This is a genomic window from Halococcus dombrowskii, assembly GCF_022870485.1.
GTDB lineage: Archaea > Halobacteriota > Halobacteria > Halobacteriales > Halococcaceae > Halococcus > Halococcus morrhuae.
The window spans coordinates 1,612,858-1,637,294 of record NZ_CP095005.1 but is presented as its reverse complement, the minus strand read 5'-3'; the positions used below and the strand labels follow the sequence as shown (position 1 = coordinate 1,637,294).

Here is a 24,437-nt window from a genome sequence, read left to right as displayed (position 1 = left end):
GTGGAGATGCATATACCATCCGACGATTTGGCAATGCAAATTCCATCGGCTCAACAATACCGATCTATCGTAGCTCCTCCCAATACGTATCGCCATCCTGCCAGTAGAGTAGATAGGGCACATCCACGTCACCGCCGTCGAGACGACTTGACAACAATGCCCCGATGCCAACACCCGTGGCTCCACCGACCTCACTAGCGAAAGCACCCGCGTATTTCCACATCACACGAATCGTACACTTCGTTGCGTTGTATTCCCCATCTGGCAACCATCCACGATCACGAGCGTACTGGCTCCCTCCCCAATCATCACCAACTTGAAAGTGATCGTTGTTGTAGGTCGCTTCGTATAGCCGACCAGCGGGTGCGTGCTCGGTTGCCATCACGAACACATCGGGTTCGACATTTTCACCATCTGCCCGATAGATTTCATTGCCGATGATGGACTTCTGCCAATATCGCTGTAACTGAGACGGTGCTGCATAGATATTGCCGGAGTCATCGCCGGACTTCGCCTCGATAGCGATTATCCCACCAGATTCCGTCTCCACAAGTAGGTCTGGACGATCGGTGCTTTCGGTCTTGAACGTGGGGTAATCCCACTTGCTTGTTTTCTCCCAGTAGACATTGATCGCACCGTGGTCGTACATCCACTGAGTGAGCTCGTGTTTCGCCTCTTCTTCGGGACCGGAGGCCATCGTTGCTATCATTTGCCACTGTCCACTGATATATTATAGTGGCTCGGTGTACGTCTCAGCAATGATATTACAGCCATTCACACTTTTCGACGTGGATATAAGCAAGCTAGAATATCTACACAATCGGTTTCTCGCCTGTCCCTAACACCAACGGGGATGGCTCGACTTTCAGCGAACGCCATCAATCGGCGGCGCATATCCCCTGCCTTCATGCCTGCCGATGCTGGATGGATGGATAATGAGTCAGGCGACGCTTCCGGGTCGGTACCGGAACTCGAACCTCTTTTCGGGCTACTACCTCGACGAGCGTGTCTTCGGGCTGGACGAATGGGACTGCGACGAAGCAGCCGAGCAGGCCTTCGAGAAGCTGCAGGCGCTCTACGAGGCCGAACGGGACACGCTCGAAAGCTACGACGAGGACCCGCTCCGGCGACACTGGATCGACGAGGTGCTCTCGATTCTGGGCTACGAGTCGCTCCCCGAGACGCCGATTCTCGACGCGCGCGGGTCGATAGACCGGGCGCTGTACGACTCCGCCGACGACCGCCGTGCCGCCGCGGCGATGAAAGCCGACGGGGAGTACGCCGGGATCTACGGGCAATCGCTGTCGGTGCTCGAAGCCAAGCAGTGGGACGCCGATTTCACCGCGCGCTTCGGCGAGCAGCGCTCCTATCGTGATGCCTCGCATCAGATCAAATACTACCTCGAACACACGCCGGAGTCGGTCTCGTGGGGGATCCTGACGAACGGGAAGAAATGGCGGCTCTACGGGACGAAGGATTACGAGACCGAGACCTACTACGAGGTCGATCTGGTCGACCTGCTCGAAACCGGCAGCGTCGAGGTGTTCAAATATTTCTACGTGTTCTTCCGGCCGGCCGCGTTCCGGGAATCCGGTGGGACGACGTTTCTCGACAGGGTCTGGTCCGAGAGCGAAACTGCCGCGCAGGAGCTCGGCGAGGACCTCCAGGACAACGTGTTCACGGCGCTGCGGGTGCTCGGCGAGGGGTTCGTCGAGACCAACACCATGGATATCGACCCCGCAGACGAGGAACGGCTTGGCGATCTGAAGGAACAGTCGCTGGTGTTGCTCTATCGGCTGATGTTCGTGCTCTACGCCGAATCACGCGGGCTGATCGATCCTGACGATCCGCATGCAGCGTCGGAGTACGAGGAGAACTTCAGTCTCGACGAACTCCGGCGCGAGGTCATCGACGAAGTGGGCGAGCGCGCCGACGAGGCGGATTTCGAGCGAGAGTTTTCATCCCACTCGACCGGGCTGTGGGGCCAACTGGAGGGCCTCTTCGCGCTCGTCGATTCGGGCAACGACGATCTGGGAATTCCCGCGTACAACGGTGGGCTGTTCGACGAGGGGAGTCACGAGTTCCTCGCGGAAAACGAGGTGTCGGACCGCCATCTCGCGGAGGTGGTCTATCGGCTGTCGACGACCGAGACCGACGAGGGCCACGTCGCCGCGGATTACGCCGATCTCGACACGCGCCATCTGGGGACGATCTACGAGGGGCTGCTCGAACACGAGTTCGCCGTCGCGCCCGCAGCGCAGGCCGCGGTCGCCGGCGACGGAGGACAGGTCTGGAAGCCCGCCGGCGAGGTGAGCGTGGCCGAAGCGGTTGAAACTGTGGAGCAGGGCGAGCTCTACGTGGTGAACGACGACGGCGAGCGCAAGGCCACGGGAGCGTACTACACGCCCGACTACGTGGTGACGTACATCGTCGAGGAGACCGTCGGGCCGCTGCTGGAGGAGATCGAGGACGAACTCGCCGACGTGGAATCGGGCACCCAGGAGTACGTGGTCGCGTTCTGGGAGCGCGTGACCGATCTCAAAATTCTGGACCCGGCGATGGGGAGCGGGCACTTCCTCACGAAGGCGACGGGCTACCTCGCCGACGCGATGATGGAGCGCGTTCGGGAGCTTGAATCGGGCTCGCTGTTCGACGAGGAACTGGTCCGGCGGACGATCTCCCGGGAGTGCATCTATGGTGTGGACGTGAACGGGATGGCCGTCGAGCTGGCGAAGCTCTCGATGTGGCTCGAAACGCTCGCCGCCGACCAGCCGCTGGCCTTTCTCGATCACCACCTCAAATCGGGGAACTCCTTGGTCGGGTCGGACATCTCGGAGGTGCTCGCCGACGAGGGCGAGGAGCCGGGACAGGTGACGCTGGCCTACGACTTCGCGCAGACCCGCCGGCGCGCGCTCGGGGAGGTGATGGACCACATGAGCGAGCTGCTCGCCATCGACAACGAGACCCTGGACGACGTGCATTCGATGGAGGAGCTCTACGCCGAGATCCGCGACGACCCGCTCTACGAACACTTGCAGGCGATGGCGACGGTCCACACAGCCGGTGAGTTCGGACTCGACGTGCCGGAGGACGCCATCGAGCGCATGGCCCGCGCCATCGAGGACGAGAGCGAGTGGGCCGCGCTCGAAGACACCGACTGGTTCCGCGCGGCGCAGGCGATGGCCGACGAGGAGGGCTTTTTCCACTGGGAACTCGAATTCCCCGCGGTCTTCTTCGACATGGACGGCGAGCGACTGGCGAGTGCGGGTTTCGATGCGGTTGTGGGGAATCCGCCATACGGGGCTGGAATGTCCGATGTAGAGAAAGAATATTTCCTTATGAACTATCCAAACCAAGATTACCAGATTGATAGCTATTTACTTTTTATAGAGAATAGTTTAGATTTGATTAATACATCGGGATTATTCGGAATGATTATTCCGAAAACATGGCTATCGAATTTGAAGTTTAGTAGTATCCGTGGAAAGATAGCGAACAACAACTCAATAAAAAATATCATATACTATGATTATCCTGTTTTTCGTGAAGTCATTGTGAATGTAGTTTCAGTACCTCACAAAGCGGGTTAGGTGAACGGGCTGCTTGGTGGATTGATGGAGGCCAACCAAGCAGCCAGTGAACTCACAGAGGACCAGGTGCTTAACTTTCTCGTCAACACGCTCAACGAGGAGATCGATATCGGACTCGGCGAGAACGCCGATATCGACTCCAAGGACATCTGGGACGTCCTCGTCGGCGCAACAGCCGACGAGGACTCGGTCAGTCACCTCTGTGAGATTTCAGAGGACTCACCCCACGGCAATACGATTCTCCATCACCTCCGGACGAAGTTCGAGCTCGCAGAGCTCGAACGAGTCGGCAAGACGCTCATCCAACAGGATACCCTCGAACTCCTTCCGGATCGGCCGGTGGAGGTCGTCGCCGACCTCCACCTCCGTCCGTACTACGGCGAGGAGTACGACTCCAAGGAAGAACTCTACGAGTCACTCGCCAAAGCTGGAACGACCACGTTCCACGGCTATGCCACACTCTACGCCCGCGTACGCAACAAACGCTACACGCTGGCGGTGCGCCGTCTCACCGACGGCGACACCGCCAGCTCGATCCTCGCGGAACTGCTCGGCGTGCTCAACGGCCTTAACCTTGAAGTCAAGGCCGTCTACCTCGATCGGGAATTCTACGATACGTACTGTCTGACGCTGCTCGCTGCCCACAACTACGCTTTCGTCATGCCGATCGTGAAGTGGGGCGAGAAGATTCAGACCGAACTGAGTGAAGGCTGGAGCCGCGTGATCGACCACGACCTCCGAGGGGAAATCGACGGTCACACGTGGACCGTCGATTTCCCGGTCTACATCGACTGTACGTACCAACAAGGAAAGTACGACGAGGAAGGTGTGGCGCGTCACGGCTACGCCGTTGACGCGCCGTTCATCGACACACCGCGTCAGGCTCGGAAGTACTACAGCCGACGCTTCGGGATCGAATCGACCTACCGGTTGTCCGAACGAAGTATTGCGATGACGACGACACAGAATCCGGCGGTGAGGTTTCTGTACGTGCTGATCAGCTACCTCCTCCAGAATGCGTGGCGGTATCTCCACTGGGAGTACGTGGCGTCGCCGCGCCGAGGCGCGCGACGCCTCTGGCCGTGGCGATTCGATGAATTCCTCGGAATGGTGCGGAGAGCAGCGGAGACGGCGCTCGCGGTGCGTCGCGCCGTCCCCGCAAACAAGCCACCGGACGACCGCTTCGAGCGGTAATCCACCGACCGGGAACGCCTACTCAGCGAGTGGCAACACCGTTGCGTCGGCGGCGTTCCGCCGCCGACTGCGACAGGTTTGATGCTCTCGGTGTCGAACAACCCTCCTCAGCAGTTACTCGGCACCGATTTCTCCACCGAATTCACACTCAGAAGCAGTCAACCGACGAGCTTTGTGAGGTACTGAGTTTCGGTTATTGTGAGAAGGTCTCAAAAGCCACAGGAAAACATGATTGACGTGACCATTGATGAACCGAATCAATCCACAGAATATCGAATACCACAGAGAAGGTGGACTGGAAAAGAAGAAAATCCGTTTAATATTTTTGAGCGGCCAGCGATCACGAATCTCGCTGACAAGTTGCGTTCATTTGAAAAATTTGGAAGTAAGTACGATATAACACTTGGATCGAAACCATTTCAAGTTGGTAAAGGTGAGCCTCCACAGACTGATGAAATTGTTAGTGAAAAGCCCTATGTGTCTGACGAAAAAGAGAATCCTGAATTTCGCCCACTTCTACGGGGAAGTCAGATACGCCGTTACTTGAATTGTTGGGAAAACAACTACTGGGTTGACTTCGGAGATCACTTAGCTGAACCACGTCGGTCAGCAAAGTATGATGCGGATGAAAAGATGGTCATACGAAGAACAGACGATTCACTGATGGCTACTCTCGATGAAAATCAATTCGTGATAACCAATAGTGCTTATACATTGGTTCCAATCGATGAGAACGAGGACGTGAAATATTCGTTATCACTTCTGAACTCCCAGCTCCTCACATGGTTCTATCAAAACATTCTCAATCCAGAAGTTGGCGAGGCTCTCGCAGAGGTTAAACGAAAATATTTAGCACAGCTACCGATTCCGTCTGCCGACGATTCAGATCGAGAATCATTGACTTCACTCGTCACAGACATAATCGGTTTCAAGCAAAAACGTCACGGCCTCAACCTTGACCTCCTCGATTACCTCGGCACCTACGAGGATGGCCCGACCCTCGGGGAGCGCTATCAGCCGGCGAGCGGGCTGGCCGAGTCGGTGCTGACCGACACCGTGGCCGACAGCGAGTTCGCAAAACTCCGGGTGACGGGTGCGCAGGTCGAGCGCGATGGTGACCGCCTGCGGGTGCTGGCGGTGCCCTACGTCAAGCCCGAGGATGCAGGTCGCGGCGAGTACGAAACGCTTGATCCCGTGCCAGCGATGGATTTTTTCGGTCTCGATCCGGCCCAAGCCAACCTCATCGAGGCGTTCGTGCCGCACGCAGTCGAGAACGAAAATGCCGGATATAGCGATACTGCGATGACAACCATCTCGCCGCTCGACAGGTTGGAGGACCTAACCCTGCCAAAGCTCGCCGATGTTGAAGGTGGCATCGAGCGCTACATGGACGCCCGCGAGCGTGCGGCGGAGCTGGACGAGAAAATCGAGCGCACGGACGAGTTGATCGATGAGATCGTCTACGAGTTATATGGACTAACCGAAGACGAAATCCAAATCGTAGAAGAGGCTGTCGACGGATAGTGTCCGCGAGTGACTGAGCGAAGCGAGGGAGCGAGCGGTTCACCGAGTCGAACCCGAAGGGTGAGACTCGGCCTTTTTGATCGACATTTTTGCGCCGAGTGGTTCGCCGAAGGCGAACCCGAGGTGGAAAAAGGTCGGCGACCGCCTGCGGGTGCTGGCGGTGCCCTACGTGAAGCCCGCAAATCCCGACGAGTACGAGACGAACAGTCACGGCTACGCCACGCTCGATCCCGTGCCGGCGATGGAGTTCGTCGGGCTGAGTGAGGCCGAGGCCGATCTCGTCGCGGCGTTCGTGCCCCACGCGGTCGACGAGGCCGACGGCTTCGCGGGCTATCGGGACAACGCCACCGCGACGATCTCGCCGCTCGACCGACTGGAGAGCCTGACCCTGCCGAAACTCGACGACGTGGCCGGTGGCATCGAGCGCTACACGGATGCCAGAGAGCGCGCCGCGGAGCTCGACGAGAAAATCGAAAAGACGGATGCGTTGATCGACGAGATCGTCTACGAGCTGTACGGGCTGACCGACGAGGAAATCGAGATCGTGGAGGAGGCTGTCGACGGATAGTGTCCGCGAGTGACTGAGCGAAGCGAAGGAACGAGCGGTTCACCGAGCCGAACGTCAGTGAGGCTCGGCTCTTTTTCATCGACGTTTTTGCGCCGAGCGGTGCGCGAGCGAAGCGAGCGCACCCGAGGCGGAAAAAGGTCGGAGTGCAGCAAAAGGTGGGGGACGAACTTTTTTGCCGGTCGCCGCGGTGGGTCCGCTATGGAGAAGGTCAGCATCGAGGACGTAGATATCGTCAACAACCCGCTCGGCGTGCATTCGGTCCGCAAACCCGTCTCGCGCGATCTCGGCACCGACTCGTTCGCGATGAACTACTTCGAGCTCGAACCCGGCGAGTCCTTCTCGGGCGGGCTCCATGCCCACCACGACCAGGAGGAGGTGTTCCACGTCCAAGAGGGGACGGCGACCTTCGAGGTGGGTCGCGACCGCGAGGAACACGAGGTGGCCGCGGGCGAGCTCATCCGCTTCGCACCCGGCGAGTTCCAGATGGGCAAGAACGACTCCGACGAGCGCGTGGTGGGATTCGCCCTCGGCGCGCCGAAGGCCCGTCACGATTTCGACGAGATGGAATCGGTCGTCCACTGCCGCGAATGTGACGAGGAGACCGCCCACGACACCGTTCTCACCGATCAGGGTGCCTTCGCGTTCACTTGCAGCGAGTGTGGCAACGAGTTCACCATCGGCTAAGGGTATGCTTTTTCGACTGGATGGGTAAGGGCCGATGGCCGATGACGAGCCATCGTCCGGAGCCGGACTCGGCACCCGGCGATGACGATCCCTATGAGTTCCGAGGCCATGCTTACACGATGGTACTGTCACCGTTGAGTTTTGCTGACCGACCCGAACGTTGATAGTCGTGTATATCGAAGTATACGGACACGGATGAGCAAATCAGTCCGTATTTCCGAGGAATTTCACGAGTTCATCACGGCCCACAAGGCGGACGACGAGACGATGGAGAAGACGCTTCGCCGGCTCGTTGGCGGCCCACATCCCGATGACGTCGCCGGTATCCTGTCCACGGAAACGGCCGAACGAATGCGCGATCGGATCGACGAAACACGCGCGGCGGACATCGAGACGAAACGCGATCTCCGGGAACGGTTCGAGTGATCCTCGATACGTCGTATCTCATTGATCTCTTCGATGGCGTCGAAGCGGCGTTCGAGAAAGGTGTCGAACTCACTGAACGACGGGCCATCCAGCGGGTTCCATCGCCAGTCGTCATGGAGCTATCCTACGGTGCGGCGTTCGGCGACGAAGACGAACGCAGAAACGTCCGGAATGCGCTTCGGATGTATCCGATCGCCGAACAGACTGCGCCCATTGCTCGACGCGCGGGCGAACTCCTCGCGCGGGCGGACGCCGACGGTGACAGCGGTATCGACAACGTCGACCCGATGATCGCGGCCGTCGCGGACAGGCACGACGAACCGGTCGTTACCGACAACTCATACGATTTTCGAGCGCTCGGCGTCGACATCGAAACGTACTGATTCCGCTCTGCGGGTCCGTTGTTCCCACGTGTGACCGATCTGCCCCGCAGCCGCTGGCGAGCCACTTATCTCACTATCTTGACTAATTCACGTCGGCATCGGCATCCGCATTCGGCCCGATGACACGTGCCGTCGAGTACACCTGTTCGCCCGTTTCGGCCCGATGGCTGAGCTTGTCCGTCCAGCTCTCCCCGAGCGCGTCGATGGCGGCGAGTTCGCCGGCCAACTCGCGATCGTCCGGCATTCGATAGCGCACCTTCGTCGCCCGGGCGACCGACCAGTCGGGGTTCGGCCGATCGACCAGCGTCATCGACTGGCCGGGAGCGACCGTCCCCGTCTCCAGCACGCGGAGATACCAGCCCGTATAGCCGGTTTCCTCGAACTGTGTGGCGAGGTCTTTCGTCCGCCAGCGACGAGCGAGCTTCCAACACGGCGACCGTGGCTGTGTGATCTGCACCGTTGCTTCCCCAATATCGTAGCTATCGCCGATACAGGCCTCGCGTTCGGTGAGTCCGGTGATCGTGAGGTTCTCGCCGAACGCCGCCGGGCCGAGTTCGAGATCGAGTTCGTCGTCCCAGTAGGAGTAGTGTTCGGCCGGGTAGACACAGACGGCCTTCTCCGGCCCGCCGTGATGTTTCAGATCCGCCTGTTCGTCGCCGTCGAGGTTCGTTTCGTCGAGGAACAGCGCTCCCTCGACGCGGTCCTTGTAGAACGACGTCCACCACGGCTGCTCCATCGGGTCGGTGGCGTCCGCCGTGCCGTGCGAATCGGGCGTCCCGACCTGAATCGAACGAACGTGTGCGTCGCTCATCCGTCTCGTGGTTCGGGTGGCTGATACAAAGAACGTCCGCACGACGAGAAAACGATCGGTCTCACACACTCGATCGGGAGGCCGGGCGAAGTCACGACGGAACCACCCATTACTGCTCTTGGCGACCGTTCGCGGACCGAGCGCTCGATTCGGTATCCGTACTGTCGCTCGGATCGACGCGTTCGTGAACCGGGAACTCCTCGCGCGGTTTCGGTGTGGGGGTGAGCAGCCGTTGGAGCAACGTCTCTTCGCCCGGGTCCGGCTTGTCGACGACGTCGCAGTCCACGACGACGCTCCCGTCGTCCGCCCCCGTCAGCCGAACGTAGTTGAGCCGATAGGACGCGTAGAACACCGGCGGGAGGATACCGAGAATCGGATCGACTCGTCGGAGGCGTTTCAGCCACGTCCCGGTGTTGATCACGAGCCGATCGTCGATCTCCGTGACCGAGGCCCGATGGGTGTGGCCGTAGAGAAACACGGCGGTATCGGGAGTCTCGGCGAAGACGTCCCGCGCCTGATCGTTGTATTTCGCCGTGGGATCGCGGTCATCATCACTCTGAGCGAGACCGAATCGTCGAAGCGTCTTGCGGACGTCCCTCGCGAGGACGTACAGCGGGATCGAGATGAGGAGCAGCAGCACGATGAACACGACGTTGGCGACGAGAACGACGTCGATCAGCGTCCCGACCGGCCCGAACACGTCCAAAATTTCCTCCACGATGGTCATCGGTCGCGACCAGATGCCGACGGCGTCCAACGCGTAGACGCCGAGATACAGCACGCTCAGATTGAACAGGAGGAAGAAGGGAACCGAGGCGTATCTGAGCCAGCCGCTCATCTCGCGGTAGAAGTAGTTCGAGAGCAGCCAGTCGGGAATGCGAGTCATCGGCGTCACGGCCTGGATGTCCTTGAGCCAGTTGTACTTCCCACGCCCCGAGAGACGGCCGGCCCGACTCGTGATGTGTCGGTTCACGAAGTAGCCGGGTGGGTTCGCATACGGGTTTCCGAAATCAGGAATCCGGTTGCTCGGATCCTCCTGCATGCCGTGTTCGATGTGGATCGTGTGATCGCCGATCTCGCGGCTGATGGCGACCTCCTGTTCGAGAGTGACGTTGTACGCCGCCAGTCGATCGACGTATTCGTCGTGTGCCGCGAGCTCGTAATCGTGGTTGCCCGGGATGAGCGTGATCGGCACCTCTTCCCCCGTCGCTCGGAGCTGTTCGAACAGCTCAGGATACCGATCGAGCAGCGCGTCGAACTTCGCCGGCCCCTCGATCTCCGTGAACTCCCAGAGGCCGAACGCGTCGCCATTAATAATGAGTTCGGCGTCCTCGTCGCTCGCTTCGAGCTCACGGAGAAATCCGAGCAGTTCGTCGAGGAAGTCGACCTGTGTGAGCTGCTCGTCGCCCCCGATATGAAGATCGCTGATCAGGTAGCAGGTGTCGGCCATTCAGCGTCCCCTCGTCTGCGCGTTACGATCCGTGTCCATGAGACGTGTCGATCGATACGGTGCCATCCAGTTATGGATTGCTGCCGGCGTGTGACCGAACTGATTCTCACTCACCGGTCGCGACGGTGTTTCGGAGCGTCCCGACGCCCTCGTAGGTGATGACGATCTCGTCGCCGGGTTCGAGCAGCCCGGGGTTCGCCGGACTACCGAAGGAGATCACGTCGCCTGACCGGAACGTGAACCGCTCGGAGAGGAAGGCGACCACCTCGTGTGGCTCGAACAGCATCCGTTCGGTGTTGGCCTCCTGACGGATCTCGTCGTTGATGCGCGTCTCCATGTCGATGCTGCTGGGATCGACGTCGGTCTCGATCCAGGGACCGAGCGGACCGGAATCGTCGAACGCTTTCCGCGCCGTGCGACCGTCCTGATCGAGCGCGTCGAGATCGTTCAGGATGGTGTAGCCACGCACCACATCAGGCACCTCCGCGGGCGCGAGATCGCTACAGGGTTCGTCGATGACGGCCGCGAGCTCGCCGGCGTACGTGAACTCCTCGGTGAAACTCGGATACGCGATCTCGCGGTCGGGCGCGAGCACGGAGACGGGCGGCTTGATGAAGAAATCCGGGCGCTCCGGGCGCTCGTAGTCCATCTGATCGAGCGTCGTCGCGAAGTTCCGTCCCACGCAGTAGAGCGCCGACGGCGCACACGGCGCGAGCAGTTCGACGTCACTGTCGTCGAGGCGGTGTGTCTCGTGATCGGTGTGGACGACCCCATCACGGTGCTCGCCGGTGACGATCCCGTCGGGCGTCTGGATGCGCGCCAGTTGCATATCCATCCGCGACACGGCGCGGTCATATCGTTTCCGTTCGCCTACTCTATCCGTCCCATAGAGATTTGTCGGCGGGCTGCATTCGTCGTGTATGGCGGACAACCAGTACGCCTTCGAGGGAGTCGAACCCGAGATCGACACCGAGGCCGCGGTGAGCCACGATGCGACGCTCGTCGGCGACGTTAGCGTCGGACCGAACGCCAGCGTCTGGCCGGGTGCCGTGCTTCGCGGCGATGTCGCACCGGTCACGATCGGTGCCCAATCGCACGTCGGCGACAACGCCGTTCTCCACGCCTCACGGACCGGCGAACGCGTGATGGTCGGTCACGGTGCGATACTCAACGACGCCACCGTCGACGACGGTGCGCTGGTGGGATTCAACGCGACGATCAACTCCGACGTCACCGTCGGAGCCGGCAGCGTCGTCGCGAGCGGCACCACGGTGCCGGAGGGATACGACATCCCACCGGAATCGTTCGTCCGTGGCGTCCCCGCGACAGTCACACCGCTGGCCGAGACGACGCTCGACCCGGCAGCCGTCTTCGACGCCCACTCCTCGGGTGCCTACACCGACCTCGCCGCACGTCACGACGATCTGTTCGAGTAGGACCTTTTTACTGCGTCGGATGGCCTCCCCGCGGTCGGCCACCACTCTCTGCTCGCGGGCGGCGAAGCCGCCCGTTCGCACGGCCAGCGGGACCTTCGGTCCCGCTCGGCTTGCAAAAAGCTACGCTGAAAACTCCCGCTCACTCGCGCCTACGGCGCTCGTTCACGGCGAACCGCGCTCGTTGCGTTCGCGCGGATACTACCACCCTCCACAAACCGCACCGCACAGCACCGCCGAAGCCCTCGGGCGCTCGTTCCACTCGCGCCCTCGCCCTTCATCCTCCGAGGACCGCACCGCAACCGGTCATCCCTGAGCCATCTCACGGAGTTCCCTGCGAATCGGCCTCAGGCGGCCGCATCGACCTCTTCGACGAGTTCCGGCGAGTCGTTCGAAGGATCGTTGACGGCCGTCGAGACCGGGTAGGCTGTCATCTCGTCGTCGGGGTATGGCTGCAACAGTTCGGCATCGCCGTCATCGAGCCAGCGCCGTTCGTCCTCCCCCTGGAGAACGACCGCCATCCGATGGTGCAGCTCGCCGACGACCGCGTTCGGTTCGGTCGTGACGATCGTGAACGTCTCAACGGGATCGGCCTCGCCGTCGGGCCGGCCATCGCCGAACTCGCCCAGTCCGGTCTGTTTCTGCGGCGGCTGCCAGCGCTCCCAGAGCCCGGCCATTGCGAACGGCTCCCCGCCGTCGAGCGTCACGCGGTAGGGCTGTTTGCTCCCACCAGTTTCCTGCCACTCGTAGAACCCGTCGGCGAGCACGAGACAGCGCCGGTTCCGATACGCGTCCCGAAAGCTCCGCTTCTCGGCGACGGTCTCGGCACGGGCGTTGATCGGTCGGTTCGCGTCCGATCGATCGTCGGCCCAATGGGGGATCAGGCCCCATTCGAGCGTGTCGATGGTCTCGGGCGCGTCGTTCGTGATCACCGGCAGCGACTGGCTCGGCGCGGCGTTGTACCGCGGCTGTGGCGAGCCCTCGAAGCTCGCATCGAAGCGCTCCTCGATGTCCGCCGGCGGCGTGAAGAGGGTGTAGCGTCCGCACATAGCTCGATATAGGTGTGGTCGGAAATAACGCCGTCGGCCGCTGACTCGGACAGTACACGATCGAAACGGGTGACTGGGATCTGGCGTTTGTGCGCGCACCGTGCCCGTCCGGGCGGGGTCTATGCTCGCGGCGATCCTTCACCGTGCATGGAACTCCGACGGCGGGCGTTTCTCGCGAGCGCCGTGGCCACGAGCACGCTCGCCGGCTGTCTCGGCAGCGGGGAGACGGGCTCGGGCGACACAGCAGGAAGGACGGACGAGACAAATGGGAACGATTTTGACAGCGGGGCGACGAGTCGCAACGGACCGACAGCCGTCGCGGGGACCGCCGCACCGGCGCTCGATCATCCGGCGGCCACGGCGCTCGCGGGCCAGCCGTTCCGCGGTCCCGCACCCGGGACAGCCCCGGGAACGATCATCGCCTTCGAGGATCCGTCGTGTCACAACTGCCGACGGTTCAACGAGGACACCCTCCCGGCGATCGAATCGAAGCTCGTCGAACCCGGCAAAGTGAGCTTCGTCTACCGGAACTTCCCGCACGCCTTCGCGTGGGGCGAGCCCGCGATGCAGGCGCTCGAAGCCACGTTCGCCCGCGGCGAGGAGCCGTTCTGGGCGCTCGAAGGTCACTACTTCGCCACGCAGGAGGAGTTCAGCGAGGAGAACGTTCTGGATCGCACGGAAGAGTTCCTCGCGGCCGAAACGGTGGTCGATGCCAGTGCGGTCGTCGCGGACGTCGAAGCGAAAAAGTTCGATGGGGCCTTCCAGCGCGATGCCGACGCCGGCGACGCTGCGGGCGTCGTGAGCACGCCGACGTTCTATCTCTTCCGCGACGGAGAATTCCTGACCGAAGTACGGGGCGCACAGAGCTATCAGGTCTTCGCACGGGCGTTGGGGGCCGAATGAGCACCCGCTCGCGCTCGGTTCGGTTGCCGACCCGCGCCCGCGACTGGCGGCTGATGGCCCGCACAGCCCGGCTGGTCGTGACGATTCCCGTCTATGCCGTGCTCGCGCTCGTCGCCGCCCTCGTCGGCCTCACGCTGTTCGTGCTCTCACAGAACCTCCCGCTCGCCGGTTTCCTCCTCTCCGGAGCGCTCCCGCTCGGCAACCGGCTCGTGATCCTCGCCGAGCAGTACCCCTTCGTCGGAACGAACTACGGCACGTTCCAGGGCGTACTGCTCGTCGTGACCGCACTGCTCGTCGGCCTCGACGTGGCGATGGTCGTCTACCACCTCCGCGAGCACGCGCTGTCGGCCGCACAGGGCACCACGAGCGTCGCCGGCGTTCTCCTTGGCACGCTCGGCGCGGGCTGTGCGGCCTGTGGCTCGGCCGTGCTCGCGGGCGTGCTCTCGCTGTTCGGCGTGACGGCTTCGCTCACGGTGCTCCCGTTCGAGGGGCTGGAGTTCGCGGCGCTCGCGCTCGTCGCGCTCGTGCTCTCGCTGTTCTGGCTCGCGCGCGGGATGCGCGGCGGCGAGATCAACGGCTGTCCGGTCGCGATCGACTGATTCCTGCCCGTACATATAAACGATATCGTGCCGTAGCCCGTGATAGCCATGACCGAGGAGCCCTCGTTCGCGATCCCCCGTCGCCCGGAACGGCGCTACTCGCGCCACGCGGGGCTCGAATACGAGGGGTCGACCGTCTTCTCGCTGTCGCCCGCCGCCAAGCGCGGGGAACAGGAGGACGAGGCGCTCGACGAACTCCTCCAGGACGTGCTCGACGGCGACCCGTACACCTATGGCGACTGGTTCGACCTGCCGATGGCGCTCTATCTCGTCCACGACACTGAGACCGGCGACGTCTTCCGGGTGTCGATCCGCGACGGCCGCATCGAGTTCCACGTGCTTCCGGAAACCGATCCAGATGGCCTGCGCGCGCTCTACCGCCGGCTCGCCGCGCGGAGCGAACGGGAGTGGATCGTCGAATCGTCCACCGACGCCTGAGAGCCACAACGGACTTACCTGCCGACGGAAATCTCTGATATGACCGTCTCGCGCGAAGTCGAACTCTCGGGACACATCATCGACTCGGGGATGATGCAGTCGTGTTTCGGCGTCATCATGGATCTCGGCGGCTCCTTCGAGGTCGACGAGTTCGACATCGGCCGGAGCGAAGTCGAGGAATCGTACGCCCGTCTCACCGTGCTGGCCGACACCGAGGACGAGCTCCAGTCGATCGTCCACGAACTCCACCAGAACGGTGCGACGCCGTCCCATCCCGTCGACGCAACGCTCGAACCCGCGCCCGATGATCAGGTCGTGCCGTCGGGCTTCTACTCGACGACGAACCACCACACCGAGATCCGCCACGACGGCGAGTGGATCCCCGTCGAGCGCATCGAGATGGACTGTGCGGTGGTCGTCGAGAAAGGCGAGGACGACGAGCCGCGCGCCTACACGAAGGTGCTCAACGCCATCGAGGAGGACGAACTCGTCGTCACCGGCGAGACCGGGATCCGCGTCCGCCCACCAGAGCGCCCCCGGAACCGCGAGGGCGCGTTCGGCTTCATGCAGGGCGGCGTCTCCTCCGAGCGCCCGTCGGAATCGACGATCGCGAAGGTCGCCGAGGCGATCGCCGAGACGAAGCGCGAGGGTGGGTCGGTGCTCGCCGTCTGTGGGCCGGCGCTCATCCACTCCGGCGCACGCGAATCGCTCGCCCGCCTGGTCCGCGAGGGCTACGTCGACATGCTCTCGGCAGGCAACGGCTTCGCTGTCCACGACCTCGAACGCGATCTGTACGGGACCTCGCTCGGGATGAACACCGAAACGCTCGATCACCCCCGAAAGGGCCACAAACACCACATCTACACCATCAGCGAGATCATCCGTGCTGGCAGTATCGAGCAGGCGGTCGACGAGGGGCTGGTCGAATCCGGCGTGATGTACGAGTGCGTCGACAACGACCGGCCGTTCGTGCTCGCGGGATCGATCCGCGACGACGGTCCGCTACCCGACACGATCACGGATTCGGTCGACGCGCAGAACGCCATCCGCGAGCAGGCTCACGAGGCCGACATGGTGCTCATGCTCTCGACGCTCCTCCACTCGGTCGCGGTCGGCAACTGCCTGCCCTCCTCGACGCGGGTCGTCTGTGTCGACATCAACCCCGCGACCGTCACCCAACTGCTCGACCGCGGGAGCGCACAGGCGGTCGGCATGGTCACCGACATCGGTACCTTCGTGCCGATGCTCGTCGAGCAGCTGCTCGACGAATAGTCCCTCGCTCGCCGGCGACCGATCCGCCACCAGATAAAAAGGCGCGAAAGCCGTTCCCGTCGATATGACATCCGTACGGTCGCGATTCGGTCGACCGTCGGGAACGACCCTCGGCCTGGCCGTGCTGGCGGTGATCGTCGGCGCGCTCGCCGCCGGTGGGCTGTTCGTGTGGCTCGGCACCCGAGGGCCAGTGCTGTCACTCGAACCGGCGGTCGGGTCGGTTGCACTGGAGGTCGCCGGCGCGAGTCGGCTTCCCGTCGTCGGCTACCTCGGGGTCGGGATCGAACGGCTGTATCTCACGCTCGGATCGCTGTTGGTCGCGCTCGTCGGCATCACCGTCGGTCTGATCGACCGCTGGTGGAGCGTTCCGGCCGCCGTGCTGGTCGGCGCGGCGGCCGCCGGAACGACGACGGTTCTCAGCGGTTGTGCCTGTGGGAACGGGTCGACGATGCTGCTCGCCGAACGGGCCATCCAGCGTGTTCTCGACGGGACCGCATTGCTTGCGTGATCGAAACGCCGTCCAGGTGTCCGGGTTCTGGCCGTGTTCCAAAACGCTCCGTACGGTGGAGCAATCGGAGCGACCGCGTCACGAACCGATCCCACAACCGAACTTCCTAACCTCGTGGTCGCCTTCCACCGGACATGGCCGACGAAAGCGATACCGTCCGCGTCTGGCTCGTCGAGCGCGGGTACAACAACCGCGATCTCATCATCCTCAAGTACGCGACGCCCGACGGCGAGCGGCTCTTCCGCCGGGAGCTCGCCGCCCAGGCCATCGGCGTCGACACCGTGACTGCCGCGAAGGACGTCTCGCCGAACGATCTCGAAAGCATCGACCATTCCGATCTCCGGGAGCGCTACGCCGACGAAGTCTCACGGATGAGCGATGAGCACGACCCCGACGACACGATCTGATCGAGCCGCTCAGGCCGCGCAGTTGTTCGCACCCGTTTCGAGCGTCGTCGCCTCGGTGTCGTTCTCCGTGCTTGCGACGCCGCGGTTGATCGCGATGATCGTCTCGTAGTTGTCCGGTTTTTCGGGGATGTTGTCGATCATCCGCTCGACGAAGGCGTCCTCGTCGAGATCCACGAGATCGAGCCGTGCGTGCACGTCGCCGAGCTTGGCACCGACGAGTTCGCCCGGTTCGGCGGTGGCGTACGTCCCGTCGTCGTGCACCGTGACGTGACCCGGCAGAACGATGAGTTCGTCGGGGAGTTCGAGCAGCGTGTCGTGGAGGGTCTCGTACTGCATGCGCGCGCCCGCCTCGGCCCCCTCCTCGCCGAATTCGAGCTCCGTGCGACCGACAGAATCCAGGAAGAGACTGTCGCCGGTCAGAACGACATCGTCGACGCGGTAGGCGACCATCTCGGTCGTGTGGCCGGGTGTGGCGAGCGTCTCGATCTCGTTATTGCCGATCGAGAGAGTTTCGCCGTCGGAAAGCGGTTCGAAATCGACGGCGAGATCGCGCTCGGTCGCCTTCTCGCCGAGGTAGTACGGGACATCGAGTCGGGTCGCGAGCTCGCGACCGCCGGAGATGTGATCGGCGTGGACGTGCGTGTCGAGCACGCCCGTGATTTGCAGCCCGTGCTCGGCGGCCGTCGTGATGTACTGGTCGGTGTGGCGGGTCGGATCGACGACAATGGCTTCGCCGGCGCGCTCCGAGCCGACGAGATAGGAGAGACAGCCCTTCGCACGGCGCTGGAACTGCCTGACGATGAGGTCGTCGGACGCGGTCTCGACCGTGGCGGTCTCGTAGAGTTCGTTCCAGGCGCGCATCCCACCGGTGACGACCGAGACGTCACTGAATCCGTCGGCGTCGAGTTCTGAGGCGAGCCGCGTCGACGTCGCACCCTTCCCGCAGATGGTGAGTACCTCGTCGCCGTCCGCCAGTTCCGTGATCCGGTCGCGCTGGTCGTCGCTCAGCCCTTCAGCCGGCCCGAACGGGACGTTCTCCGCACCCGTCACGCGCCACGAGTCGTAACTCTCGGCCGGACGTGTGTCGATGAGAACGTAGCTCTCGTCACCCCTATCGAGCCGTGCCGCGAGGTCGCGCGCGGTGATCGTTCCGAACATCGTTGCCCGCACGTACGGTATTGTGAAGAATAAGCATTTCCGATCCCCGGTCGTCGCGCGGGATGCTCGCACGCGTGGACCCGACGCGAGCGAACGGAGCGTTCACTCCTCGATCGCCGAGCGCGCCTCCCGGACGAGCCCGTCGATCAGTTCGGGCGTCGTCGGATGGTAGGCGCGATCGGGCACGTCACGGACGTCCATCCCGGTCTCGACGACGACCTGCATCGTCTTCGCCATCACGTCTGCGTCGTGGTGGAACCCCTGATAGCCGAGCACGGTGCCGTCGTCGCTGTCGACGACCAGCGTCGCGAGCCCCTCGGGGACGGCCTTCGTCTTGAACACGCCGTCGTCGCGTGCCTCACGCGTGACCGCGACGTACTCGCGATCGGTCTCCTGGACCGAGGCCTCCGAGTGGCCGACGCGGACGAACGGGTAGACGCCGAGGGCCGAGAAGATGACGTGGTGATGGATCGGGTCGTAAACCGTGAGCTCCTGGCTGTCTCGATGTGCGAGGACGTTCTCGGCGGCCGTGATTCCCTGTTCCTTGGCGATGTGGAGGATCGGCTCGCGGCCGTTCGCGTCGCCGACGACGAATACGCGCTCGTCGTCGCGGGCCTGCATCGTCGCTTCGACCCACTCCGCATCGGGATCGGGGTCGAGCGCCGACCGATCGAGCTCCAACCCATCGAGTGCGGGCCGCCGGCCGGTGAAGAGGAACAGCTGGTCGGCCTCGACGACACTCTCCTCGCCGTCGTGTTCGGTGCGGAGACGGACGCCGCCGTCCTCGGTCTCCTCGATGCTCGTGGCCTGTGTCTCGGTGCGGAGATCGATGGCGAACTCGTCGCGATAGAGCTCCGTCAGCGCGTCGTCGAGCGCCGGATCGCCCTCGTCGAGCACCCGCTCGCTACGTTCGAGCACGGTGAGCTCCATCCCGCCGACCTCGCCGAGATACGGCACCAGCTCCATCCCGATGTAGCCGAATCCGATGACGATCCCCGACTCGGGGAACGCGGTCGCGTCGAGCACGTCGTCGCTGGTGAGATAGTCGACGTCCTGAATGCCGTCGATCGGCGGGACGTTCGGCGTCGAGCCGGTGGCGACGACGACGTAGTCCGCGTCGAGCGTCCGCTCGCCGACGGCGATCGTGTGGTCGTCGACGAACGTCGCCGTTCGGTGGACGAACTCGACGTTCTTGCGCTCGGTCAGCTCGTGGAGCGACTCGCGCCGGTGTTCGGCGAACCCCTGGACGTGGCGGTCCTTCGTCGCGACGACGTCGTCGAGATCGACGGTCGGCGCGTCCGAGAGGCGGTCGTCGTGGCGTGCCTGGAAGCGGTGTGCACCCGCCGAGAGCAGTTCCTTCGAGGGCATACAGCCGCGGAGAAGGCAGAGCCCGCCGCCGGGCTGGCCGTCATCGACGAGGGTCAGTTCGACGTCCGGTTCGTCGACGAGGCGCTCGGCGGCGGCGATGCCCGCGCTCCCGTACGCGCCGATGATGACGATGTGGTCTGTCATGGATGGATGGACGAGCGTCGCCCGCGAGACGCTCGTACCTGTTCGATCCATGGCAGCCACGACCAAAAGCGATAGCGGTGTCACGTCGATCACGGGGTTCAGGTGAATGGCATTCGCCCGACCGTCGTTTCGTCCATCCACAGTACCGATCGATCATCAGGAATCGACGGATCGGATATCCGTATGACGACCCGGAAAGCGGCGGGATATCGGCGGAATGGCCAGTTGGAACAAAATGGTTGGTTCTATTATAATTCGTTCTTAAACTTCACAGCGTACAAACACATAAGTCGCTCTCGCCCCAACGAAACACACTGACATGGTCGACGATACGCAGCTCGCCGAGAGCAAGGCGATCCATCGGCGAACGGGGACGACCTTTTATGTCGCGACACGGCTGCTCCCCGAGCGCGTTCGCCACGCGACGTACGTTCTCTACGCGTTCTTCCGCGTCGCCGACGAGATCGTCGACGACCCGAACGGCCCGCCGCCGGCCGAGCAGCGCGCACAGCTCGCCCGCCTCCGCGAGGGCGCACTCGGCGGCCCGACCGACGACTCGGTCGTGGCGGCGTTCAGCGATCTCCGCGAACAGTATGGAATTCCCGACACCGCCGTCGAGGAGTTCGTCGACGCGATGGTCGCCGACATCGATACGGATAGCTACGAGACCCACACGGAGCTCGACGAGTACATGGGCGGATCGGCGGCCGCCGTCGGCGAGATGATGACCGCCGTCATGAGACCCGACAATCCCGAGATCGCCCAGCCGCACGCCCGCACACTCGGCGAAGCGTTCCAGCTCACCAACTTCCTTCGCGACGTGCGCGAGGACGTCGTCGAACGCGATCGTATCTACCTTCCCCAGGAAATCCTGGACGAGCACGACGTCACCGAGCGACAGATAGAGCGCTTCGAGATGAACGACGACGTCGCCGCGCTGATGCGATCCGAACTCGAACGGACGGAGAAACGCTACCGCGAGGGCGTCGCCGGCATCAAATATCTCCCCGACGACTGCCAGCTCCCCGTCCTGCTCGCGGCCGTGCTCTACGCCGACCATCACCGACTCATCAGGGATCACGGCCACGATACCCTCTCGACGACGCCCGAACTCTCCTCGACGCGAAAGCTCTCGCTGCTCGTGCGCACCCGCTGGCACTGGCTCTGGAACAAGGATCCCGAAGCGGTCTTCGCGGCGGTGAGCACGATCTCCGACAGCCCGCAGTACGTCCACGAGCCCGAGGGCGTGACGCCGACGCGCTAGCCTTCGGTCGAGCCGGGCTCGCCGCCCCCGAGACCCGCCACGTCGAACCGATCGGTTTTGACGAGTCCACCGGCCAGCACCAGCGCGACGCCGACTGGCACCCAGTTGCCGAAGACGGCGTTGATCGAGCCCCAGAGCACGACGAAGCTCACCAGATCGTCGAGCATGAACTCACAGTTTTCGAGGCGATCCATCAGTCGTGCACGATCGAAGCCGTAGTCCAGTAGAAAGACCGTCACGGTGGCCGAGAGCACCCACCCGAGGTAGTTCGAGACGGGAACGCCGTAGAAGACACCTCCAGAGTAGCTCCAGAAACCGATCGCGACCGTACCGGGATCGAGCACGACGTCGACGAGCAGCACCGTGCAGATCACCGCGACGAGGCGCACCGCCCGCCGCCGGGCGAGCTCGCCGAGCACGAGCTGACAGAGCAGGTAGCTGTTGAACACCAGCGGGAGGAAGAAGACCGGGAGGCCGAGCGGGACGGCCCCGAACAGCATCGGGCCGAGCTCGATCGTGTAGGAGAAATCGCCGTAGGGCCACCCGGTCAGCACGCCGATCAGTTCGATCCCGAACGAGTAGGCGACGAGCAGGCCGGTCGCGACCGCCGCCCGGCGGTCGAACAGCGGTGCGAGTCCCGCCACGAGTGGGAGGCGCATCACCGCCGTCCCGATGAGGATGAGATACGGGTTGTATCTGAGCGGTGGGCCGACGAGGCCGGCGGCGCTCGCGAGCAGCAGGGCCGCCCCGACCAGCGGGAAGACGACGGCGATCGTGAAGCGGTTCTCGGCGACGAGCTCGTCGAGACGGGCCTCGATTCGCTGGCGGGTCGCGCGCTCAGCCGCCATAGATCAGCCTCCAGAGCCCGCCGAGGGTGAAGACCATCCCGACGAGCGTGTTCACCGCCGGATACCACCAGTAGGCGCGGTCGACGTCGATCGACGAGCGGGCGATGGCGAAGACGAGAACGGGGTAGGCGAGCAGCAGCACGCTGAGGAGGATGTGAATGAACGCAAACGAGACGGCCGCGGCGAGCCAGCAGAGTGCGCAGTAGCCGTAGGTCCGTCGCTCGCCGAGCGCCGTCGCCGTCGTCCGGATGCCCGCCTCTCGATCGGGATCGATATCCGGAATGGCCGAGAAGGTGTGCATCCCCATCGTCCAGAGCCAGCCGCCCAGCACGGCCGCGATCGGCGGCAGCTCGCCCGCGACGGCGGTGTAGGCGATCACGCCGGGCAGTACATAGAGTCCGTTCGAGATCGAGTCGAACAGCGGCGTGGTCTTGAATCGGAGCGGTGGCGCGCTGTATTCGACCGCGAGGAAGACGAAGAGCGCGAGCGTCGCGAGCGCCGCCGACGTGAGCACCGGGACGAAGCCGAGCGCGAGCAGCCCGCTCACGATAACGGCGGCGAGTACGGTTTTATCGCCCGTGTATCGCACCTCGCGGTCGTCCTTCTTCGGATTGGTTTCGTCGATGTCGGCGTCGAAGACGTCGTTCACGCCGTAGAGGAAGACGTTCGCCGGGACGAGGAAGTAGGCGAACAGTACGAGCGCGATCGGCGCGAACAGGGCGGCGAGGGAGTCAGCGCCGTAGGCCACGCCGACGACGACCGGCCCGGCGAGGTAGAACCAGAACCGGGGCCGTGAGAGCCGCAGGAGATAGCCCGTCGTGGTCGTTTCGGGTGGGATGGTTCCCTGGAGCCGGTCAACGCTGCGACGAACGCGCTCGCGACTCATCCGTGGTCTTCGACGACGGCGCTCGCGGCGTGTTCGCCGCTGATGAGACACATCGGCACGCCGATACCCGGTGTGGTGTACGAGCCCGTGAAGTAGAGGTCGGGAACGGCGTCGGAGCGGTGGGGCGGCCGGAAGAGGGCGGTCTGGCGGAGCGTGTGGGCGAGCCCGAGCGCCGTGCCCTGCAGACTGTTGTAGCGCTCGGCGAAGTCGTCGATCGAGAACGTCCTCTCCAGAACGATCCGGTCGGCGAGGTCGACGCCGGTGTTCGCGGCGATATCGTCGAGAATCGAGTCGCGGTAGCGCTCGCGGATTTCGGGTGTGTCGTCGAGCCCTGGCGCGATCGGCACGAGCGCGAAGAGGTTCGAGTGGCCCTCCGGCGCGACGGTGTCGTCGGTCTGCGAGGGCACACAGAGGTAGTAGGCCGGATCGTCGGGCCACGCCGGCTCGTCGAAGATCTGCTCGAAATGGCCGTCCCAGTCGGTGGGCAGGACGAGCGTGTGGTGGGCGAGCGGGTCGACGTCGCCCTCGACGCCGAGATAGAGCAGGAAGGCGGATGGCGCGAGCGTGCGCTCGTCCCAGTAATCGGCCGAATACTGGCGCTCGTGTTCGGGGAGGAGCTCTTGCTCGGTGTGGGCGTAGTCGGCATCGGAAACGACGATGTCGGGCGTGTGCTCGCCCGCAGCGGTGTCGAGTGAGAAGCCGCCGCGTCGGCGCGTGATCTCGCCGACTTCTGCGTCGGTCTCGATCGTGACGCCGCGTTCGCGTGCGAGCTCGGCGATGCCGTCGACGACGCCACCGTAACCGCCCTCGGGGTAGTAGACGCCGAGGTTGAAGTCGACGTGGCTCATCATCGTGTAGAGCGCGGGCGTGTTCTTCGGCGAGCCACCCAAAAAGACGAGCGTGTACTGCATGATCTGCTGGAGTTTGGGGTGCTCGAAGTAGTTCGAGACGTGGCTCTCCATCGAGCGCAGCAGGTTCAGCCCGACCGGCGCGGACCGGAACACGTCGGTGTCGACCCAGTCGCGAAATCGCGGTCGATCGGTGTAGACGAACCGCTCCATCGCCGCCTCGTAGGTCGACTCGCTCTGGACGAGGTAGTCGTCGAACGCCTCGGCCGCACCGTCCTCGTAGGATTCGAAGACGGCACGCACCTGGTCGCGGTCGGGCGTCAGATCGACGCGATCGCCGTCCTTGAAGAACACACGATAGTGGGGATCGAGCCGTTCGAGTCCATAATAATCCTCGCGGTCGGCGTCGAAGTGATCGAAAAAGCGCTCGAAGACATCGGGCATCAGATACCAGGACGGGCCCATATCGAAGCGGAAGCCGTCCTGCTCGAACTGCGAGGCGCGGCCGCCGACCTGCCCGTTCTTTTCGAGCACCGTGACGTCGGCCCCCGCAGCCGCGAGGTAGCACGCCGACGAGAGCCCGCCGAACCCCCCGCCGACGACGGCGACCGTCCGACCGGACAGCGATGCCGCGTCCGACCCTGCCGCGAGCGCATCCATGTGGGATGATACGGCGGCGCGT

23 protein-coding genes and 2 pseudogenes are annotated in these 24,437 nt (G+C 63.3%); 15 read left to right on the top strand and 10 right to left on the bottom strand.

Annotation, left to right across the window (positions count from 1 at the left end; genetic code table 11):
- Positions 1–64: 64 nt before the first annotated feature.
- Positions 65–709, bottom strand: coding sequence for a hypothetical protein (locus MUK72_RS08510; protein WP_244698901.1), 645 nt, complete (start codon positions 707–709; stop codon positions 65–67).
- A 226-nt stretch (positions 710–935) separates the two neighbouring features.
- Here MUK72_RS08510 and MUK72_RS08505 point away from each other — a divergent pair.
- From MUK72_RS08505 to MUK72_RS08475, 7 genes and pseudogenes are all read left to right on the top strand, one after another.
- A pseudogene (locus MUK72_RS08505) lies at positions 936–3,557 on the top strand (Eco57I restriction-modification methylase domain-containing protein); the annotation flags it as partial.
- A 57-nt stretch (positions 3,558–3,614) separates the two neighbouring features.
- The gene (locus tag MUK72_RS08500) at positions 3,615–4,784 is read left to right on the top strand and encodes an ISH3 family transposase (protein WP_244698896.1); all 1,170 of its coding nucleotides are present in this window, start codon (positions 3,615–3,617) and stop codon (positions 4,782–4,784) included.
- Positions 4,785–5,012: 228 nt separating this feature from the next.
- Positions 5,013–6,308 (top strand): TaqI-like C-terminal specificity domain-containing protein, encoded by a 1,296-nt coding sequence (locus MUK72_RS08495; RefSeq protein ID WP_244698891.1) that lies wholly within the window; start codon positions 5,013–5,015, stop codon positions 6,306–6,308.
- 142 nt (positions 6,309–6,450) lie between these two features.
- Positions 6,451–6,876: pseudogene (locus MUK72_RS08490) on the top strand (Eco57I restriction-modification methylase domain-containing protein); the annotation flags it as partial.
- Between the two features lie 198 nt (positions 6,877–7,074).
- A complete protein-coding gene (locus tag MUK72_RS08485) occupies positions 7,075–7,560 on the top strand; it encodes a cupin domain-containing protein (RefSeq protein ID WP_244698887.1) in 486 nt (161 codons plus the stop codon).
- 195 nt (positions 7,561–7,755) lie between these two features.
- Positions 7,756–7,986, top strand: coding sequence for a hypothetical protein (locus MUK72_RS08480; RefSeq protein WP_244698885.1), 231 nt, complete (start codon positions 7,756–7,758; stop codon positions 7,984–7,986).
- Positions 7,983–8,369, top strand: coding sequence for a PIN domain-containing protein (locus tag MUK72_RS08475; RefSeq protein ID WP_244698883.1), 387 nt, complete (start codon positions 7,983–7,985; stop codon positions 8,367–8,369). Before MUK72_RS08480 ends, MUK72_RS08475 begins: the two co-directional genes overlap by 4 nt.
- A gap of 82 nt (positions 8,370–8,451) precedes the next feature.
- Here MUK72_RS08475 and MUK72_RS08470 read toward each other — a convergent pair whose 3' ends face one another.
- From MUK72_RS08470 to MUK72_RS08460, 3 genes are all read right to left on the bottom strand, one after another.
- Entirely contained in the window at positions 8,452–9,180 is a 729-nt protein-coding gene (locus MUK72_RS08470; protein ID WP_244698881.1) for an MOSC domain-containing protein, read from the bottom strand.
- A gap of 109 nt (positions 9,181–9,289) precedes the next feature.
- Entirely contained in the window at positions 9,290–10,630 is a 1,341-nt protein-coding gene (locus MUK72_RS08465) for a metallophosphoesterase (protein WP_244698878.1), read from the bottom strand.
- Between the two features lie 106 nt (positions 10,631–10,736).
- A complete protein-coding gene (locus MUK72_RS08460) occupies positions 10,737–11,459 on the bottom strand; it encodes a fumarylacetoacetate hydrolase family protein (RefSeq protein WP_244698875.1) in 723 nt (240 codons plus the stop codon).
- Between the two features lie 91 nt (positions 11,460–11,550).
- Here MUK72_RS08460 and MUK72_RS08455 point away from each other — a divergent pair, with 91 nt between their 5' ends.
- A complete protein-coding gene (locus MUK72_RS08455) occupies positions 11,551–12,066 on the top strand; it encodes a gamma carbonic anhydrase family protein (RefSeq protein ID WP_244698872.1) in 516 nt (171 codons plus the stop codon).
- A gap of 344 nt (positions 12,067–12,410) precedes the next feature.
- Here MUK72_RS08455 and MUK72_RS08450 read toward each other — a convergent pair whose 3' ends face one another.
- The gene (locus MUK72_RS08450) at positions 12,411–13,112 is read right to left on the bottom strand and encodes an SOS response-associated peptidase (RefSeq protein WP_244698868.1); all 702 of its coding nucleotides are present in this window, start codon (positions 13,110–13,112) and stop codon (positions 12,411–12,413) included.
- A 147-nt stretch (positions 13,113–13,259) separates the two neighbouring features.
- Between MUK72_RS08450 and MUK72_RS08445 the strand changes: the two genes are divergently transcribed.
- The 6 genes from MUK72_RS08445 (at position 13,260) to MUK72_RS08420 (ending at position 17,239) form a co-directional block, all read left to right on the top strand.
- On the top strand, positions 13,260–14,015 hold the full coding sequence (locus MUK72_RS08445; RefSeq protein WP_244698865.1) for a DsbA family protein: 756 nt from the start codon (positions 13,260–13,262) through the stop codon (positions 14,013–14,015).
- On the top strand, positions 14,012–14,614 hold the full coding sequence (locus tag MUK72_RS08440) for a hypothetical protein (RefSeq protein ID WP_244698861.1): 603 nt from the start codon (positions 14,012–14,014) through the stop codon (positions 14,612–14,614). The genes MUK72_RS08445 and MUK72_RS08440 overlap by 4 nt, the downstream gene beginning before the upstream one ends.
- 48 nt (positions 14,615–14,662) lie before the next feature.
- Positions 14,663–15,052: a hypothetical protein gene (locus MUK72_RS08435; RefSeq protein WP_244698859.1), complete on the top strand. Its 390-nt coding sequence runs from the start codon at positions 14,663–14,665 to the stop codon at positions 15,050–15,052.
- A gap of 39 nt (positions 15,053–15,091) precedes the next feature.
- Entirely contained in the window at positions 15,092–16,324 is a 1,233-nt protein-coding gene (locus MUK72_RS08430; RefSeq protein ID WP_244698857.1) for an ornithine cyclodeaminase, nickel-pincer nucleotide-dependent, read from the top strand.
- A gap of 64 nt (positions 16,325–16,388) precedes the next feature.
- Positions 16,389–16,832, top strand: a complete 444-nt coding sequence (locus MUK72_RS08425) for a hypothetical protein (protein WP_244698856.1) — start codon at positions 16,389–16,391, stop codon at positions 16,830–16,832.
- A 134-nt stretch (positions 16,833–16,966) separates the two neighbouring features.
- Positions 16,967–17,239 carry a DUF7967 family protein gene (locus tag MUK72_RS08420; RefSeq protein WP_244698854.1) on the top strand — a complete coding sequence of 91 codons (273 nt, stop codon included), beginning with the start codon at positions 16,967–16,969 and terminating at the stop codon, positions 17,237–17,239.
- Between the two features lie 9 nt (positions 17,240–17,248).
- Here MUK72_RS08420 and MUK72_RS08415 read toward each other — a convergent pair whose 3' ends face one another.
- On the bottom strand, positions 17,249–18,397 hold the full coding sequence (locus MUK72_RS08415) for an MBL fold metallo-hydrolase (protein ID WP_244698850.1): 1,149 nt from the start codon (positions 18,395–18,397) through the stop codon (positions 17,249–17,251).
- 102 nt (positions 18,398–18,499) lie between these two features.
- Entirely contained in the window at positions 18,500–19,960 is a 1,461-nt protein-coding gene (locus MUK72_RS08410) for a dihydrolipoyl dehydrogenase family protein (protein ID WP_425311070.1), read from the bottom strand.
- Between the two features lie 268 nt (positions 19,961–20,228).
- Between MUK72_RS08410 and MUK72_RS08405 the strand changes: the two genes are divergently transcribed.
- Positions 20,229–21,173 carry a phytoene/squalene synthase family protein gene (locus MUK72_RS08405; RefSeq protein WP_244698840.1) on the top strand — a complete coding sequence of 315 codons (945 nt, stop codon included), beginning with the start codon at positions 20,229–20,231 and terminating at the stop codon, positions 21,171–21,173.
- On the opposite strand, the gene cruF is transcribed toward MUK72_RS08405, so the two are convergent.
- Genes cruF through MUK72_RS08390 form a run of 3 tightly spaced genes read right to left on the bottom strand, consistent with a single transcriptional unit; the run spans position 21,170 to position 24,415 of the window.
- Positions 21,170–22,021, bottom strand: a complete 852-nt coding sequence (gene cruF, locus MUK72_RS08400) for a bisanhydrobacterioruberin hydratase (protein ID WP_244698836.1) — start codon at positions 22,019–22,021, stop codon at positions 21,170–21,172. The genes MUK72_RS08405 and cruF overlap by 4 nt on opposite strands.
- Positions 22,011–22,907, bottom strand: coding sequence for a prenyltransferase (locus MUK72_RS08395; RefSeq protein WP_244698833.1), 897 nt, complete (start codon positions 22,905–22,907; stop codon positions 22,011–22,013). Before MUK72_RS08395 ends, cruF begins: the two co-directional genes overlap by 11 nt.
- The gene (locus MUK72_RS08390) at positions 22,904–24,415 is read right to left on the bottom strand and encodes a phytoene desaturase family protein (RefSeq protein WP_244698830.1); all 1,512 of its coding nucleotides are present in this window, start codon (positions 24,413–24,415) and stop codon (positions 22,904–22,906) included. Before MUK72_RS08390 ends, MUK72_RS08395 begins: the two co-directional genes overlap by 4 nt.
- Between the last annotated feature and the right edge of the window lie 22 nt (positions 24,416–24,437).

Coding starts and splice junctions, on each gene's coding strand:
- MUK72_RS08495 (WP_244698891.1), top strand. CDS start 5,013: ATGATTGACGTGACCATTGATGAACCGAATCAATCCACAGAATATCGA.
- MUK72_RS08390 (WP_244698830.1), bottom strand. CDS start 24,415: ATGGATGCGCTCGCGGCAGGGTCGGACGCGGCATCGCTGTCCGGTCGG.
- MUK72_RS08430 (WP_244698857.1), top strand. CDS start 15,092: ATGACCGTCTCGCGCGAAGTCGAACTCTCGGGACACATCATCGACTCG.
- MUK72_RS08470 (WP_244698881.1), bottom strand. CDS start 9,180: ATGAGCGACGCACACGTTCGTTCGATTCAGGTCGGGACGCCCGATTCG.
- MUK72_RS08500 (WP_244698896.1), top strand. CDS start 3,615: ATGGAGGCCAACCAAGCAGCCAGTGAACTCACAGAGGACCAGGTGCTT.
- MUK72_RS08420 (WP_244698854.1), top strand. CDS start 16,967: ATGGCCGACGAAAGCGATACCGTCCGCGTCTGGCTCGTCGAGCGCGGG.
- MUK72_RS08450 (WP_244698868.1), bottom strand. CDS start 13,112: ATGTGCGGACGCTACACCCTCTTCACGCCGCCGGCGGACATCGAGGAG.
- MUK72_RS08460 (WP_244698875.1), bottom strand. CDS start 11,459: ATGCAACTGGCGCGCATCCAGACGCCCGACGGGATCGTCACCGGCGAG.
- MUK72_RS08435 (WP_244698859.1), top strand. CDS start 14,663: ATGACCGAGGAGCCCTCGTTCGCGATCCCCCGTCGCCCGGAACGGCGC.
- MUK72_RS08425 (WP_244698856.1), top strand. CDS start 16,389: ATGACATCCGTACGGTCGCGATTCGGTCGACCGTCGGGAACGACCCTC.
- cruF (WP_244698836.1), bottom strand. CDS start 22,021: ATGGCGGCTGAGCGCGCGACCCGCCAGCGAATCGAGGCCCGTCTCGAC.
- MUK72_RS08455 (WP_244698872.1), top strand. CDS start 11,551: ATGGCGGACAACCAGTACGCCTTCGAGGGAGTCGAACCCGAGATCGAC.
- MUK72_RS08485 (WP_244698887.1), top strand. CDS start 7,075: ATGGAGAAGGTCAGCATCGAGGACGTAGATATCGTCAACAACCCGCTC.
- MUK72_RS08510 (WP_244698901.1), bottom strand. CDS start 709: ATGATAGCAACGATGGCCTCCGGTCCCGAAGAAGAGGCGAAACACGAG.
- MUK72_RS08395 (WP_244698833.1), bottom strand. CDS start 22,907: ATGAGTCGCGAGCGCGTTCGTCGCAGCGTTGACCGGCTCCAGGGAACC.
- MUK72_RS08480 (WP_244698885.1), top strand. CDS start 7,756: ATGAGCAAATCAGTCCGTATTTCCGAGGAATTTCACGAGTTCATCACG.
- MUK72_RS08465 (WP_244698878.1), bottom strand. CDS start 10,630: ATGGCCGACACCTGCTACCTGATCAGCGATCTTCATATCGGGGGCGAC.
- MUK72_RS08410 (WP_425311070.1), bottom strand. CDS start 19,960: ATGGATCGAACAGGTACGAGCGTCTCGCGGGCGACGCTCGTCCATCCA.
- MUK72_RS08415 (WP_244698850.1), bottom strand. CDS start 18,397: ATGTTCGGAACGATCACCGCGCGCGACCTCGCGGCACGGCTCGATAGG.
- MUK72_RS08405 (WP_244698840.1), top strand. CDS start 20,229: ATGGTCGACGATACGCAGCTCGCCGAGAGCAAGGCGATCCATCGGCGA.
- MUK72_RS08445 (WP_244698865.1), top strand. CDS start 13,260: ATGGAACTCCGACGGCGGGCGTTTCTCGCGAGCGCCGTGGCCACGAGC.
- MUK72_RS08440 (WP_244698861.1), top strand. CDS start 14,012: ATGAGCACCCGCTCGCGCTCGGTTCGGTTGCCGACCCGCGCCCGCGAC.